14 protein-coding genes and 2 tRNA genes are annotated in these 14,740 nt (G+C 71.5%); 11 read left to right on the top strand and 5 right to left on the bottom strand.

Annotated elements, in window-relative coordinates:
- The 4 genes from LZ198_RS10870 to LZ198_RS10855 all read left to right on the top strand — a co-directional run bounded on the left by LZ198_RS10870 (position 1) and on the right by LZ198_RS10855 (position 2,678).
- On the top strand, positions 1 to 174 hold the full coding sequence (locus LZ198_RS10870; RefSeq protein WP_253971846.1) for a hypothetical protein: 174 nt from the start codon (positions 1 to 3) through the stop codon (positions 172 to 174).
- Positions 162 to 1,079 (top strand): hypothetical protein, encoded by a 918-nt coding sequence (locus LZ198_RS10865; RefSeq protein ID WP_253971845.1) that lies wholly within the window; start codon positions 162 to 164, stop codon positions 1,077 to 1,079. Before LZ198_RS10870 ends, LZ198_RS10865 begins: the two co-directional genes overlap by 13 nt.
- Complete coding sequence (gene miaA / locus LZ198_RS10860) at positions 1,072 to 1,998, top strand: tRNA (adenosine(37)-N6)-dimethylallyltransferase MiaA (RefSeq protein ID WP_253971844.1); 927 nt, start codon at positions 1,072 to 1,074, stop codon at positions 1,996 to 1,998. Before LZ198_RS10865 ends, miaA begins: the two co-directional genes overlap by 8 nt.
- A gap of 92 nt (positions 1,999 to 2,090) precedes the next feature.
- Complete coding sequence (locus LZ198_RS10855; RefSeq protein ID WP_253971843.1) at positions 2,091 to 2,678, top strand: HdeD family acid-resistance protein; 588 nt, start codon at positions 2,091 to 2,093, stop codon at positions 2,676 to 2,678.
- Between the two features lie 88 nt (positions 2,679 to 2,766).
- Here LZ198_RS10855 and LZ198_RS10850 read toward each other — a convergent pair whose 3' ends face one another.
- The 3 genes from LZ198_RS10850 to LZ198_RS10840 all read right to left on the bottom strand — a co-directional run bounded on the left by LZ198_RS10850 (position 2,767) and on the right by LZ198_RS10840 (position 6,653).
- Complete coding sequence (locus LZ198_RS10850) at positions 2,767 to 4,497, bottom strand: response regulator (RefSeq protein ID WP_253971842.1); 1,731 nt, start codon at positions 4,495 to 4,497, stop codon at positions 2,767 to 2,769.
- 53 nt (positions 4,498 to 4,550) lie between these two features.
- Positions 4,551 to 5,507, bottom strand: coding sequence for a GGDEF domain-containing response regulator (locus LZ198_RS10845; RefSeq protein WP_256559447.1), 957 nt, complete (start codon positions 5,505 to 5,507; stop codon positions 4,551 to 4,553).
- 393 nt (positions 5,508 to 5,900) lie between these two features.
- Positions 5,901 to 6,653 (bottom strand): tetratricopeptide repeat protein, encoded by a 753-nt coding sequence (locus LZ198_RS10840; RefSeq protein WP_253971840.1) that lies wholly within the window; start codon positions 6,651 to 6,653, stop codon positions 5,901 to 5,903.
- 96 nt (positions 6,654 to 6,749) lie between these two features.
- Here LZ198_RS10840 and LZ198_RS10835 point away from each other — a divergent pair.
- The 7 genes from LZ198_RS10835 to LZ198_RS10805 all read left to right on the top strand — a co-directional run bounded on the left by LZ198_RS10835 (position 6,750) and on the right by LZ198_RS10805 (position 12,445).
- Positions 6,750 to 6,835, top strand: a tRNA-Leu gene (locus LZ198_RS10835).
- A 96-nt stretch (positions 6,836 to 6,931) separates the two neighbouring features.
- Positions 6,932 to 7,597: a response regulator gene (locus LZ198_RS10830; protein ID WP_253971839.1), complete on the top strand. Its 666-nt coding sequence runs from the start codon at positions 6,932 to 6,934 to the stop codon at positions 7,595 to 7,597.
- A 106-nt stretch (positions 7,598 to 7,703) separates the two neighbouring features.
- Positions 7,704 to 8,984, top strand: coding sequence for an RsmB/NOP family class I SAM-dependent RNA methyltransferase (locus tag LZ198_RS10825; RefSeq protein ID WP_253972080.1), 1,281 nt, complete (start codon positions 7,704 to 7,706; stop codon positions 8,982 to 8,984).
- A gap of 87 nt (positions 8,985 to 9,071) precedes the next feature.
- Positions 9,072 to 9,443 (top strand): hypothetical protein, encoded by a 372-nt coding sequence (locus LZ198_RS10820; protein ID WP_253971838.1) that lies wholly within the window; start codon positions 9,072 to 9,074, stop codon positions 9,441 to 9,443.
- 56 nt (positions 9,444 to 9,499) lie between these two features.
- Positions 9,500 to 9,572, top strand: a tRNA-Ala gene (locus tag LZ198_RS10815).
- 398 nt (positions 9,573 to 9,970) lie between these two features.
- The gene (locus LZ198_RS10810; RefSeq protein WP_253971837.1) at positions 9,971 to 11,779 is read left to right on the top strand and encodes a TolC family protein; all 1,809 of its coding nucleotides are present in this window, start codon (positions 9,971 to 9,973) and stop codon (positions 11,777 to 11,779) included.
- 54 nt (positions 11,780 to 11,833) lie between these two features.
- Positions 11,834 to 12,445, top strand: coding sequence for an MlaC/ttg2D family ABC transporter substrate-binding protein (locus LZ198_RS10805; RefSeq protein WP_253971836.1), 612 nt, complete (start codon positions 11,834 to 11,836; stop codon positions 12,443 to 12,445).
- A 91-nt stretch (positions 12,446 to 12,536) separates the two neighbouring features.
- Here LZ198_RS10805 and LZ198_RS10800 read toward each other — a convergent pair whose 3' ends face one another.
- Both LZ198_RS10800 and LZ198_RS10795 read right to left on the bottom strand, forming a co-directional pair.
- Positions 12,537 to 13,535: an NAD-dependent epimerase/dehydratase family protein gene (locus LZ198_RS10800; protein WP_253971835.1), complete on the bottom strand. Its 999-nt coding sequence runs from the start codon at positions 13,533 to 13,535 to the stop codon at positions 12,537 to 12,539.
- Positions 13,536 to 13,556: 21 nt separating this feature from the next.
- Positions 13,557 to 14,738, bottom strand: a complete 1,182-nt coding sequence (locus LZ198_RS10795) for an N-acetyltransferase (RefSeq protein WP_253971834.1) — start codon at positions 14,736 to 14,738, stop codon at positions 13,557 to 13,559.
- Positions 14,739 to 14,740 lie beyond the last annotated feature (2 nt).

Raw genomic sequence — 14,740 nt, 5'->3', positions numbered from 1 at the left:
ATGTCCCCATCCATCCCATCCGAGCCCCCGCTGGCGGAGGCCTCCGCGCCGGCGCCCTCCCCGGTGGCGACGCCTCGCTACGAGGCGCCCGCCATCCTGTGGGAGCAGCCCTTCGTCGCGCTCGCGGCGATGTCCCAGTGCAACATCCCCGGTGAGTCGGAGTGCTCGCCCTGAGTTCATTGGGAGCCGGCTCGTCCGGTCCCCAGGAGGTCTCGGGCCCGGGGGGCCTCCCGTCGGACGCGACGGGCCCCTGGCTCTCCATCGCCCGCTGGACGGTGCGGCTGCACGTCCCCGACCAGCGCGTCCGCGAAGGGCTCCTCGGCGCGTTCTCGCGCTTCGTCATCCCCACGCCGCCCCCCGACGCGACCTGTGCCCGACTGGAGCTGGTCGCTCCCGAGACGCGGGTCGCCGAGCCCGTCCTCACCCGACGACTCCCGAGCCCCTGGCGCTCGCCGGAGGGCGCCCTGTGTCTGGAGGGCGAGGACTATTCGGCGCGGCTCGACGCGGACGGCACGAGGGCGATCGTCACGGGGGTGGGGCGGTTCCCCGTGGAGGTGGTGCTGCGGGTGATGCTCGCGGAGGCCCTGGCGCGCCGAGGCGGGTTGCTCGTCCATGGCGTGGGGGTGCTGCACGAAGCGCGCGCCGCGCTCTTCACGGGACACTCCGGGGCGGGGAAGAGCACCCTCGGTGGGCTCTGGGCGGAGGCGGGCGGGGCGCTGTTGTCCGACGAGCTGGTGGCGCTCTGGCCCGAGCCGCACGAGGCGCCGCGCGCCGCGCGCTGGTGGGCGGCGGGGACCCCGTGGAACATCGGGTATCCGCGCGAGGCGGAGCTGACGACGGTGGGGACGCTGGGGTGGGATGCGACGTCGCGCGTGGAGCCCCAGGCCGCGGGGGAGGTGGGACGGATGCTCCTGCTCAATGCGTTGTTGCCGGAGGCCACGGCGAGCGGGCGGTCGGCGATGATGGCGTCGGCGGGCCGGCTGCTGTCGGAGGTCCCGCCCTCGCGGTTGGTGTTCGCGAGGGATGCCTCGGCGGCGCGGGTGATACGTGAGGTCCTCGGAGGCATGTGGCGTGGGTGAAGGACAGGTGATGCGGCCCCGGCTCACGGTCATCGCGGGCCCGACGGCCTCGGGCAAGACGGCGCTCGCCATCGAGCTGGCGCTCCGGGCGGGTGGGGAGATCGTCAGCGCGGATTCCCAGCAGGTGTACCGGCACTTCGACATCGGGACCGCGAAGCCGTCCGCGCGAGAGCTGGCCGCGGTGCCGCACCACCTCATCTCGGAGGTGGACCCGCTCGAGGCGTTCTCCGCGGCCGAGTACCAGCGCCGCGCCGACGCGGCCATCGCGGACATCACCCGGCGCGGCAAGCCCGTGTTCGTGGTGGGCGGCACGGGGCTGTACCTCCGGGTCCTCCTGCATGGCGTCGTGGAGGCCCCGGGCGCGCTGCCGGCGCTGCGGGCGGAGCTGGAGGCCGTGGCCATGACGGAGGGCCGCGAGGCCGTGCATCGCCGGCTGGCGCTCGTGGACCCGGAGACGGCCGCGAAGCTCCCACCCCAGGACCTGGTGCGCGTGGTGCGCGCGTTGGAGATCCACGCGCAGACCGGCGTGCCGGCGTCGGAGTTCCGCAAGGCCCACGCGTTCGCCCCGGACCGCTACGACTTCCAGCTCTACGTGCTGGAGCCCCCGCGCGAGGACCTCTACCGCCGCATCAACACGCGCACGGAGGCGCTGTTCGCGAGCGGCCTGGTGGAGGAGACGCGGGAGCTGCTGGCGCGCGGCCACGCCGAGGCGGCCCCCATGCGCAGCGTGGGCTACGTCCAGGCCCGCGCCGTGGTCGAGGGACGCATGACGGAGGCGGAGGCCGTCGCGGACACGGCGCAGGAGACCCGGCGGTACGCCAAGCGCCAGCTCACCTGGTTCCGCAAGGAGCCGGGGGCCCTCTTCGTGGCGCCGCCCTACGACGGACTCCCCCGGGGGCACGCGCCGAGCCCGAGCTGAGGGAGGGGCAGGGGAGGGGCCTGCCATTGTCCGGGGCCGGACAGCCGCCCATGTTCGCTGTTGGAACCTTCCTCACGCGGGAGCGAACGGCCATGGCCACCAGTTACAAGCGGGAGTCGTTGACGCGAGACGAGTCGCGGGTCACCTCGGCGGCATGGGGTGGGCCCTTCGTGCTCGGGCTCCTCGTCGTCCTCCTCGGAATCGTCGCGCTGGGCGCGTCGTTCCTCACCAGCCTCGTCTCCATCATCCTCTTCGGCGCGTTGCTCGCGGTGATGGGCATCGCGGAGATCGTCTCCTCGGTGCGCATGCGCAAGGCGGGCGGCCCGTTCTGGCTCTACCTGCTGAGCGGCGTGCTCTCGACGGTGGTGGGCCTGCTCGTCCTCGTGTACCCGGCCGCCGGCCTGGGCGCGATGACCATCCTGCTCGCGGGCTACTTCTTCGCCAGCGGCCTGTTCCACGTCGTCACGTCGCTGATGGACCGTTACCCTCGATGGGGTTGGGATTTCCTCTATGGGGCCATCTCCATCCTCCTGGGCATCATCGTCATGGCCCAGTGGCCCATCTCCGCGGTGTGGCTGGTGGGGACGCTCGTGGGGATCGCCATCCTCATGCGCGGCATCGCCCTGATGGCCGGCTCGCTGGACCTGCGCCGCGCCATGCAGCAGGGCGCGCGGACCTGAAGCGGGTCCCCTCGGTGGGGCGCTCGCGCACGGGGCACGGGGCGGCATGGGCTCCGTGCCCCGTGTCCTTTCCGGAGGTCGCCTCGCTTCAGGAGGCGTAGCGGTCCGACGTCGACCCCGTGTCGCCCGTGCGGCGCGCGTCGGAGGCCGCGCTCGACGCGGACATGCGCCCCGTGAGGATGCGCAGCAGCCGCTCGGGGTCCACGGGCTTGGGCAGGAACGCCTCCGCCCCCACGTCGAGCGCCCGCTGGCGGACATGCGGGCGGTTGAGGCCGCTCATCACCACCACCCGCGTTCCCCGGGTCAGCGGGTGCTGCTTCAGCCCCTCCGCCAGGCGCAGCCCATCCACCCAGTGCAGCACGACATCGAGCAGGATGGCGGTGGGGGGCCGGCGCGCCACGGCGCAGAACAAGGCCAGCTCGTCGGCGAAGGCCACCACCTTCGCGCCCGTGCTCTCCAGGAGCGCGGTGAGCGCCTCGCGGGCGTCCGGGTCGTCGTCCACGACGTAGTAGAGGTCGGGCTCCAGCTCGGGCACCGCCAGCGGGACGGGCTCCATCGTCGTGCGCAGCCACGAGCCCATCAGCTCCCGCAGCCCCGCCCAGCGCAGGGTGCTCAGCAGCGTCAGGGGCGTGGGGGCGCTCAACCCCAGCACACCTCCGCCATAGATCCCGACCGTCGCGCGCCGCGCCTTCGCCGCGACGAACGCCGCGGGGGCTCGCCGGCCCGCGCGCCGCAGCCACGAAGCGGCCCGGGCGCCCGCGGCCGCGTCCTCCATCAGCTCGCCCAGCCCCTCACGCACATAGCGGCGGTCCAGCGTGTCGGTGTCCAGGCCTCCGTCGAGCATCGCCACGGCGGCCCGGCTGCACGAGGCCAGCGTCTCCGACAAGCCCAGTTGGAGCGGGTGACCGAAGGCGGCGGGCCCCACGGCCAGTTGCCCCGGGGCCACCAACGTGCGTCCGGGCCCATACGGCAGGCGGGTCGTCTCCAGCGCGGTCAGCTCGAAGCCTTCCTCCGCCAGTCCATCACGCGCGGCCATCATCAAGGCCTGGCACAGGTCGGCGGGCGTCACCGCGGGCCCGAAGGCCAGCGCATAGACGGAGTCCGCGCCTGGCAGGAGGAACAAGGCCTCCACCTTCGGAAGGGGGGCGATCCACAGCCGGGCCAGCGGCGTGAGCTCCAGCCGGGGTGAGGCGTGCCGGAGCCGCGCCTGGACGGCGGGCATGGTGGGCGCGGGCCGGAATCCGGGGAAGAACGCATCCCCCATGAGGGGCCCCGCGCCACCCGCGAGCGCCACGGCGTGGAAACGTTCGCCTCCGCCCTGGGCCCGCACCACCAGGGAGCCGGAGCTGCGGACGGTGGCCGGCGCGTCGGGAGCCGCGGGCTGGCGCTCCACCCGGTCCACGTGGCGCTCGAGGAAGCGCGCGCCCTGGGCGCTGGCCGCCGTCGCGAGGATGTCGCGCACCTGGGCCAGTCCTCCTTCGCCCTGGGGCCATGCGTCCACCACCCACAGGCCACCGGGGGAGGCGGACAGCAGCTCGCGCCGACCCTCGGCGATGATTTCGATGCCGCGCAGCTCGTGCGCGCGCCACTCGGTGGGGATGCGGCAGCCCAGCGCGGCCAGACGCGACCGGCACTCGGGCGTCAGCACGGCCGGGGGGGCGGTCCGGTCGGAGAGCCCGCCCGAATAGAGGCGGACGTCGAGCGTCAGCCCGCGCGCCCGCCCGTTGAAGAGCAGCGACGCGGCCAGCCCCGCGCCCGCGATGCCGCCTCCGATGACCGCAACCCTGGAACCACTCGTCAGCCTGTTGCCCAGATTCATCCGCGCCCTCGTGCTTCCCCGCCGTCGCCTGTCGAGCCGCTGTCGCTTTCCGCTCAATGCCGCTGCATGGGCGGATGTGATGCAGGCCTGCCGAACACCACCACCCGATCCCGCCCTTCACGCTTGGCCTCGTAGAGGGCCGCGTCCGCCGCCTTCATCAACGCGTCCGTGTCTTCGCGGGGTATCTCCAAGGTGTGGTCGGCGATGCCGACGCTCACGCTCAATCCAAAGGGGGCGGGGCGGCCGTCGCTGCGCTGCACGCCCACGGTGCGCAGCCCGGCGCGGATGCGCTCGGCGAACACCGCCGCTTCCTGCGCCGTCTGGTGCGGCAGGAGCGCGATGAACTCGTCACCGCCGAAGCGGGCGGCGAAGTCCGACTCGCGCAGGTTCCCCTTGAGCTGGTTGGCCAGGGCGAGGATGGCGCGGTTGCCCACGTCGTGGCCCATGCCGTCGTTGATGGCCTTGAGGTGGTCCAGGTCGATGACCACCACGCTCAGCGAGTACTGGTAGCGCTGGGCCCGGCGGAACTCCTCCTCCAGCCGCACGGTGAGCGCCCGGAAGTTCGCCAGCCCCGTCAGGCCGTCCGTCTGGGCGAGGATCTGCAACCTCCGCTGCTGCTCGCTCTGGCGCAGCGCCCGGTCGATCCGTGCCATCAGCTCCCTCGCGCTCGCCGGCTTGTGGATGAAGTCCACCGCGCCCATCTCCAGGCACCGCTCGAGCGTGGCCTCGTCCGCGTCCCCGGTCAGGAAGATGACGGGGACCGGCTCCGTGCGGGAGTCCTGCTGGAGCGTCTCCAGCACCGCCAGCCCGTCCCCGCTGGGCAGGAACCTGTCGAGCAGGATGAGGTCCGGGTGGTGCTCTCGCGCCAGCTCCACGCCCAGGCCCGCGTCGCCCGCGGACAACACGTCGAAGCGCGAGGCGAGCAGGTCCGAGAGGCTCTCGAGCACGCTCGCGTCATCCTCGATGATGAGGAGGAGGGATCGCCCCGGCGTACGCCCCCGTCGTTCCATGCACCACTCCGGTTCGCGGGACTCCAGGCACCTGACGGGCCAGAAGTCTCGGATGCCACGCTCCACCCGGTGCTCTCGACGCCCTTGCGCCCCACGCGCATCCGCCGCCTCCCGGTCCTGCGAGCACCCGCCTCCCGCAACCTTCACCCGAGACCTCCGGCCGCCAAGCCCACCTGTCACGCGTGAAGGGGCCGTGCCCCCGCTGCGCGCGCGGGAGCCTGGAGCAAGCTGCATGCCCCTCGACAAGGCATGCGGGCCGGAGTCATTTCAGGGGGTTGCCGACCGCCTTCGTCCCGCCCGGCGAGCGGGTCGGAACTCGTTCCAGCGTGGGAAGGCGGGCGTCGGTAGGAATTCCCGTGCGCGGGGCAGGGGAGCGGGCCCCGCGGCGTGGGCTCAGCGTCGGGTGTTGAACTGCATCCGGCGGCCGCCACCGCCCATGGGGGGCATCATCGGCGGAGGCGTCTCCAGGCCGAACTGCCACCACGTGGGCTCGTATGGCTTCATCTTCAGGCGCTTGTCGTTCTGGAGCTGGGACAGGCTCGTCTTGAGCTTCTCGTCCTTGGGGTTCTCCTCGACGGCGCGGGCCAGCACGCGCTGGGCCTCGTCCTTCTCCTTCCGCTGCAGGAGGCACCACGCGTAGACGGCCCAGACGATGGACTCCTTCTTGCCGCTCTTCACCGCGGCCTCGAAGGCGGTCTTCATCGCGGGGATGTTCTCGCTCCGGTAGTACAGGGCGCCCTCCATGGCCTTGGCCATGAAGTTGCGGGAGCTGGACTTGTCGAAGTGGCTCTTGGCCCCGTCGAAGTCCTGCACCATGTACTTGAGGATGCCGATCTGCGCGTGGATCTCCGGTCCGACCATGAACTGCCACTTGTCGTAGACCAGACCCTTCTCGAGCGTCTTGACGGCGCGCTCCACCCGGCCCTGGGCGTCCTTCTTGCTGGTGGGCTGCGTCTGCTGGAGCTCCTGCTGCACCGTCGTCATCAGGGCCTGGATGCGGTTGGCCACCCGCCTGGCCAGCAGGACGAAGGTGGCGACCATGGCGATGACCCCCGGGACGAGGCCAGCCCACAGGGAGAAGTTCGCGAGTTTCACCAGCAGCGCGACGACGATACCCACTGCCAGCGAGATCAGAAGGTTGTACATGCGGGGCCCCTCATAGCGATGTGCGTGCGCCACCGCAATCTTCGGATGCACAAGTCCAGCCGTCGCGGTATACGTCTGGCCGCTTCATCAACAAACGGCCCTCTGTCGAAATTGGTAGACGAGGCGGACTCAAAATCCGCTGCGGCTGACCCCGCGTCCCGGTTCGAGTCCGGGGAGGGCCACTTCCCGAAAGGGGGCGGCAGTCGAGTTGGCGCCGCCCCCCCCGCCCGGGAACGTGGAGGACTTGCTCCGGGCAGGGGCGGCGGAGAGACCCCGAGATGAAGGTTCTGCTGGTCGAGGATGACGCGAGCCTCCGAGAAGGCATGGGTGAGCTCATCTCCGACCTGGCGGAGGTGCGGTCGGTCGGCACCGTGACGGAGGCCCTGGCGGCGCTGGGGTCGGAGCCCTTCGAGCTGGTGGTGACGGACCTCCGCATCGGCGGAGGCGAGTCCGGCGGTCGCGCGGTGGTGGAGGCGGCCCGGAAGCGTCAGCGGGCGGTGGCCATCGTCAGCGCCGCGTCTCCGGAGGAGGTGGCCCGGGCGCTGCGGCCCTTCATCCCCGACGGCATCCTGGTGAAGCCCTTCCAGATCGAGGACATCCTCGGGCTGGTGGAGCGCTTCCTCGAGGTCCACCGCCTGTCGGAAGAGGTGGCCCGGCAGGGACAGCCGCCGACGGGGGGCTGGGTGGAGCGCGGCGCCGGAGTCCAGATGGTGTCCTCCGCCGAGGAGGGCGCTCGGGCCTGGGTCCGCCTGGCGCGGGACACGCGCTGGGACTGGGAGGTGCGGCCCCGGGGGCGCGAGGTCGTCCAGCTGTTGGAGGGCGAGCTGGAGCTGGAGGGGATCCGCCATGTGGCGCCGGCGACGTTCTTCGTGGGCGCCGGTCAGGTGCCCGAGGCCCGGAGCGCCACCGGTTGTCTCGCCGTCACGTTGGGGCTGAAAGGCTAGGTCATCCGTCGTGGACTCCGTCTGGCCCACCCTCCCGCTCGACGCGGCACGCATGGGGCGTCCCTCGCGCAGGGGGGCGACCGCGGCCCTCGAGGCCCATATCGCGGTGCTGCGGGGCGAACCCCTGAAGGCCGCCCTGGCGAACGCGCTGCGGGACGCGGACGGGCTGGGCGGGCAGGAGCGGCGCTTCGCCGCGCTCGTCGTGCGCGAGCTGTCCCGACACCAGCGGTTGTTGGATCTCGCCGCGCGCACGCTGGGACATCCCCCGGGGAAGCTGGGGCTCACCGAGGACCAGGCGCTGGTGCGGTACGCGCTCTGGCGCCGGCTCTTCTGTGGAGAGGGCTGGACGCGGATCGGCCCGGAGGTCCGGTTGCCGGGGCCGGTGCGTCCGCGCACCCTCAAGGACGACGTCCTCCAGAAGGTGGTGGAGTCGCCGCTGCCGGAGCCCTCGCTGCCGGACACGCGCGCGGAGTGGCTCGCGATCCGCTACTCGTTCCCCACCTGGCTCGTGACGAAGCTGACGGAGGCGTACCCGGAGTCCGTGATGGAGGGCCTCCTGGCCTCCCTGGACGAGGATCCCGGGTTGCACTTCCGCGTCCGTCCTCCAGGCACGCGCGACGCGGTGCTGGCCGCGCTGGCGGAGGAGGGCGTCGCCGCGGAGGCCGTCCCCGCCGCGCCGGACGCGGTGCGCGTGGTGGACTCGAGCCACCGCGTGTTCGAGACGCGGGTGATGAAGACCGGGCGGCTGCAGGTGCAGGACGTGGGCAGCCAGCTCATCTCGGAGGTGTGTCGTCCCGTCGGGGGCTCCATGGCGGGCCTCACGGTGGCGGACGTCTGCGCGGGGGCGGGCGGCAAGACGCTGGCGCTCGCGGACTTCGTGGGCGCCACCGGCCGGGTGGTCGCGGGGGATCGCTCCCGCCGCCGACTGGCCGAGGCCCGGGAGCGGGTCCGTCATTTCTCGCTGCGGCAGGTCGCCTTCCCGCATCCACTGCCCCTGTCCGACGCGGACGTGCTCCTGATCGATGCTCCGTGCAGCGGCACGGGCTCGCTGGCGCGCGAGCCGGATCAGAAGTGGAAGCTGACGGCGCAGGAGATCTCCAAGTTCCAGACGACGCAGTCGGAGCTGCTGGAGGAGGTGGCCCGGCAGGCCCGTCCGGGCGCGCTCGTCGTCTACGCCACCTGCTCGGTGCTCCCGGAGGAGGACGAGGTGGTCGTCGAGGCCTTCCTCGCGAAGCATCCGGAGTTCACGCTGGAGCCGGTGGTGGACGTGCTCGGCGTGGAGCGCGCGGCGCTGGCCGCCCAGGGCCCCTACCTCAAGGCGCTGCCGCCCCGGGTCCCCGGAGGCGGTTTCTTCGCCGCCCGACTGAGGCGGGCCCCCCAGGGTTGACAGTCGACGAGGCCACACGCTACGCAATCGTTGGATTTTCCAAGGGGTGTCAGTCACGTGGCGGCCGACTCGAAGCAGTCCGAGGTGATGAAGCAGATCAACGAGGCCTTCAAGGCGGCGCAGGGCCGACTGGCGGAGCTGCGCGAGGCCGTGGAGCGCAACACGGACCTGGCTCGGGCGAATGCCAAGGCCACCGTGCTTCGTGATCAGAAGGACCGCGCCCTGAAGGAGCTGGGCGAACTGGTCTGGCGGAGCACCCAGAAGGGGAAGCTGGAGCTGCCCGCGGGTTTCGGCGCCGCGCTCAAGGCGATCGAGGCTGCCGAGCAGGCGGCCGAGGCGCATGCGCGCGAGCTGACCGACATCCTCCAGGAAGGCGCGGAGGTGGCTGAGCGGTTGAAGGTTGGAAAAAACGCAACGAAGCCTCAAACAGTTCTGGCCACCGGCGGAAAGAGGCGATAGAAGGCACCCACTTTCGACGGCGGGCCGCTCCCCAAGGCGGCTCGGCAGCAAAAGAAGGGGCTATAGCTCAGCTGGGAGAGCGCTTGAATGGCATTCAAGAGGTCACCGGTTCGATCCCGGTTAGCTCCACTCTGAAATGAAGAAGGCCCGCCAGGGAAACCCGGCGGGCCTTCTGCTTTTCCGGCCACACCCTCGCTACCGCCGTGAGCACAAGGTCCGGAGGCTCACCCACCGCCCGCGGGCTTCACGTTGGACGGCGCGCCTCCCGGTTCGGGGTTCCGTTCGAAAGTCGCGAAGCGGTGTCGCGGCCCCAGGAGATCTCCGCCGAGGGGCATGCTGGCGAGGTGGCGACGCCGGGAGTCGTGCGGCGAACACGTCCGTCACGCATCCATGGTGCGCTGGCGTGAATGGGCGCCGGAAGTAGACGGTGGACAGGGAATGAAGATGAGCGATGACTGTGCGTCGGCGAACGTAGATGCTGCGCCGCTGTGGGATTCTCGGATATGGGGCCCGCGAGAGGCCGAGTGATGCGCAGACACCTGGATCGAGGCGTGACAGTGGCGCTGCTGCTCGCGGCCAATCTGTCGGCCGCGCAGTTCACCCCGGGTACGGCGGGGCCGGGCAGTGGCTCGGCGCCGGGAACGACGGGCTCCTCTGGCGGCTCGACGTCCGGCACCAGCGGGACGACGGGAACCAGCGGGAGTCCGACGGGAGCCACGCCGGGCACCGCGTCGCCGGGGAGCGGGAGCATTCCGGGGGCGACCCCCTCGGGCTCGAGCGCGCCCACGTCCCAGGGGACCGGGGCGGTGACCACGACTCCTGGCGCGCGGGGCGGCACGGGCAATCCCGACAGCCTCCCTCCGGGCCCCACGCCCATCACCCCCGAGACGGTGGATACGGCGAACTCGCCTCGGCCCGGGGCGAAGACCGTCTCTCCGGCCCCCGCCCGGACGCCCGCGCAGGACGCGCAGCGGGCCGCGGATGGGGTCCAGGAGACGCCCGACGCGCAGGGAGCGCCGCCGCGCGCGGAGCCGCTGACCCTGGAGAAGCTGGTCGAGCGGGCGCGCGCGACGGACTCCCGCGTGGAGGAGGCGTCCGCGGAGCTCGCGAAGTTCCAGGCGCTCGCGGATCAGGCGCGGTGGGCCTGGTTCCCCAAGTTCGAGATCTCCATCGGCATGGGCGGTCCCGTGCCCGAGGCCATCAACGACGGGCGCGGTGGCCCGGTCACCAAGGCCTCCGAGAAGGGTGACCTCAACTTCGGCAAGGTGGGCGTCACCGTCTTCTCCAACGGCAACGCGGTGTTGCCGCTCTACACCTTCGGCAAGCTGACGGCGTTGAAGGAGGCGGGCGCGCAGGGGCCCATCGTCGGCGCGGCGTTGCGTGAGCGCGCCCGGGCCGAGGCCGGCTTCCAGGCCGCGCAGGCGTACTTCAGCTATCAACTGGCGCGCTCCGGCGTGCAGCAGATGGAGGAGGTGACGAAGCGCCTGGAGGACGCCGCCGGACGCATCGCCGCGCTCCTGAAGGACGAGTCGCCGCAGGTGTCCCAGGTGGACACCTACAAGGTCCGCTTCTTCCAGCAGGTGGTCGCGGCACGCAAGGCGGAGGCCCTGCAGGGGCGCACGCTCGCGCTCACCGCCATCGGCCTGCTGGCCAACGTCCCTCCGGGCGCGCCCGTGGACGTGGTGGAGGAGGACCTGCCGCTCGACGAGGAGGTGACGCCGCCCACGTTGGAGCGGGCGCTGATGCTGGCCGAGCAGTACCGGCCGGAGCTCACCGCCATCGCCGCGGGTATCGCCGCGCGCGAGAAGGAAGTGTTCATCCGCGAGCGGAGCTACTTCCCCGACTTCGGGCTCGCGGGCTTCTACGACGTCCGGTTCACCACGAGCGCCACGCGCCAGCTCAGCCCGTTCTCCTACGATCCGTACAACGACCGGACGGCGGGCGTGGGCCTGGTCATGCGGGGCACCTTCGACATCCCCATCAAGGATGCGCAACTGGCGCAGGCGCGTGCGGAGCTGGACAAGATGCGCGCGCAGGAGAAGCAGATCCGCGCGGGCATCCGTCTGGAGGTGACCAAGGTCCACGGCGATCTGGTCGCCGCCTGGGCCCGGGCCAAGGCCTACACGGACGCGGAGAAGAGCGCGCGGCGCTGGGTGACGGCCGCCTTCGCCGCCTTCGACCTGGGGACGGGCGAAACGAGGGATCTGGTGGACGCCTTCACCGCCTATGCGCAGGTTACGGCCGACCGGTCGAAGAGCTGGTTCGACGTCCGGTTGGGAACGGTGGCCCTCACGCGTGTCACGGGGGCGCCCCCCGCCTCGGGTGGCGGTGAATAACCGGGGCGCCACCCCTGTCCTTTCCGTCGTTCTCCTTCACGGAGCCGAAAACACATGATCGCCTCTCTCCTCGCCGCCACCTTGCTCGCCGCCGCGCCTACTCCCCTGACGGTCGTCAAGTCGGGGAACACGGATGTGCAGCGCGCCGCCAATGCTCCGGGCGCCACCGTCGAATCCCTGGCCACCGTCGTCGAGAAGTTCGTCGACTTCGAGGAGCTGGCGAAGCGCGCCCTCGGAGAGAAGACGTGGGCCAGCCTCACCGCCGCCCAGCGCAAGGACTTCTCCCAGACGATGACGGGCCTGTTGCGCGCCTCCTACGCCCAGAAGGCCATCGGCCAGGCGCAGGCGGACGTGAAGTACGGAAAGGAGACCGTCGAGGGCAATGAGGCCACCGTCGCCACGACGCTGACCCTGAAGAAGGACCAGATCCCCGTCGACTACCGCCTCTACAAGGGCGCCAAGGGCGAGTGGCGCATCTACGACGTCGTCACCGACGAGGTGTCGCTCGTGGACACGTACAAGGGCCAGTTCCAGAAGCTGCTCGCCACCAAGGGCTTCGACGGCCTGCTCTCCACACTGAAGACCAAGCGCACGCAGCTCGAGAAGGAGAACGCTGCCCAGTCCGCCAAGGGCGCGAGCGGCGCCGCGCCTTCACCGACGAAGTAGCTCGAGGCGCAGCACAGCGGGGTGGAGCACCGGGGCCGGGGCCCTCCTTTCCACGGAAGGAAAGGGGCCTCGGCCTTCGTCGTCTCGAGGCTCAGTTGCCCCGCGCGTCGTAGGACGCGAGCGTCCCGGCCAGCCCCTGCGGGAGCGCGATGGCGGGGACGAAACCCAGCTCGCGGGCGGCGCGCTCGGTGGTGCACGTCCACGACGCGCAGCTCATCTCCCGGACCTTGTCCCGGTTGAGGATGGGGATGGTGCCACGCAGCCGCGCGACGGCCTCCGAGCCCAGCCCCACGACGTAGCTGACGGAGTCCGGCACCGGGAGCACCGCGGGCCGGCGGCGCCCCATCGCCTCCGCCAGGGCCGCGCACACGTCCTCCCAGGCGTACTCCTGGCCGTCGGAGACCGTGTAGACGCCGCGCGCGGGGTCGCTCGCATCCAGCGTCACGCCCTGGTCCGCCGCCGCGAGGAGCGCGGTGTTCAGGTCATCCACGTGGATGAGCGAGTAGCGCTTGGGGCCGAAGCCGCTCTTGAGGGCCAGGCCCAGCCGGGCCATGGGGAGGATCGACGGGAGGAACTCCGTGTCGCCCGGGCCGTAGACGATGGGCGGCCGGACGATGACGGAGGGGACCTTGCCCGCGAACTCCCGCACCGCCTCCTCTCCCCCCAGCTTGCTGCGGCCGTAGGTGGAGACGGGGGCGGGTGGGTCCTCTTCCCGGCGTGGACGCTCCGGCGTGGACGGGCCCGCGGCGGCGAGCGACGAGCAGTGCACGAGCCGGGGCGGGTGGGGCAGGGCGGCCATCGCCTCCACCAGCCGGCGCGTGCCGTTCGCGTTGCCCTCGAAGTAGCCGGAGGGCTCGCGCGCCTTGGTGACGCCCGCCAGGTGGATGACGCAGTCGACGTCGCGCACGGCCTCCGTCAGGCCCTCGCCCGTCGTCAGGTCGCCCGGCGCGAAGCGGGCGCCGAGCGCCTCCAGGGAGTCCCGGCGCGAGCTGGCGCGGACGAGCACGGTGAGGCCATCACCGCGCTCGACGATGCGGCGGGCGAGCCGCTTGCCGATGAAGCCAGTGCCACCGGTGAGCAGGATTCGCACGAGGATGCTCCGACGTGAGGGTTACAGCGGGCGCTGGTAGACGCGGTAGACCTTGGAGCGCTGGCCGCCCATCGACTCGATGGCGCGGTTGACGAGGTGGTTGTCCTCGAGCGTCCAGGAGATCTCCCCGCCGGCGTAGCCCAGCCGGTGCGCGGTGCGCAGCGTGTCCAGGTACAAGATGGCGTCCAGGCCACGGCGCCGGTAGCCCTCCTTGATGCCCAGGGTGATGAGGCGCAGGCGGTTGATACGCCGCGACGCCAGCACCAGCTTCGCCAGGCCGATGGGCAGGCCGAACGTGGTGAGTCGCCCGTTGGCCGCCTTGATGGCCTGGTTGCCGTCCGGCAGCGTCATGGAGAACGCCACGGCCTCGCCCTTGACCTCGGCGATGAGGACCAGCTCCGGCCGGACGATGGTCTTCATGTCCTTGGCCAGGTGGTCGAACTCCTTGTCCGTGAACGGCACGAAGCCCCAGTTCTTCTCCCAGGCGGAGTTGTAGATGGAGCGGATGCGCTCCACCTCCGCGGGGAAGTCCTTGAGGTTCACCGCGCGCACGGTGACGCCCTCGCGCTGGCGCATCTTCTCCGCGATGCGCACCACCTTCTCCGGAGGCTGCGCCGACGCGGACAGCTCGAAGGCGAACAGGTCCTTGGCCTTGCTCAGCCCACACGCCTCCAGCAGCGCCGGATAGTACGTGGGGTTGTACGGCATCATGATCGCCGGCGGCGTGTCGAAGCCGTCGACGAGCAGGCCCCAGTCCTGGTTGGAGGAGAAGTTGGCCGGGCCGAGCATGGTGTCCATGCCCCGCGACTTCAGCCACGTCCCCGCCGTCTCCAGCAGCGCCCGCGCGATGCCCGCGTCGTTCACGCACTCGAAGAGGCCGAAGAAGCCCTCCTTGGTGCCGTGGATCTCCAGGTGGCGCGGGTTGCGGATGGCCGCGATGCGCCCCACCACGTCCCGCCCCCGGCGCGCGAGGAACAGCTCCACCTCCGCGTAGTCGAAGAAGGGGTTCTTCTTCGGGTCGAGGAAGTCCTTGCGCTCCATCTCCAGCGGGGGGACCCAGTTGGGATCCCCCGCGTAGAGCGAGGCCGGGAAGCGGATGAACGTCATCTTCGCCGCCGCGTCCCGGACGGGCGTCACCTGGACGTCCGACGGAAGCGGGGGAGAGGAGGTCGGGGGCGTGGGAGGCTCGGCGGGAAGGGCCATGA

This window comes from Myxococcus dinghuensis, assembly GCF_024198235.1.
In the GTDB taxonomy this organism is placed as follows: domain Bacteria; phylum Myxococcota; class Myxococcia; order Myxococcales; family Myxococcaceae; genus Myxococcus; species Myxococcus dinghuensis.
This window is presented reverse-complemented; position numbering and strand designations above follow the sequence as displayed.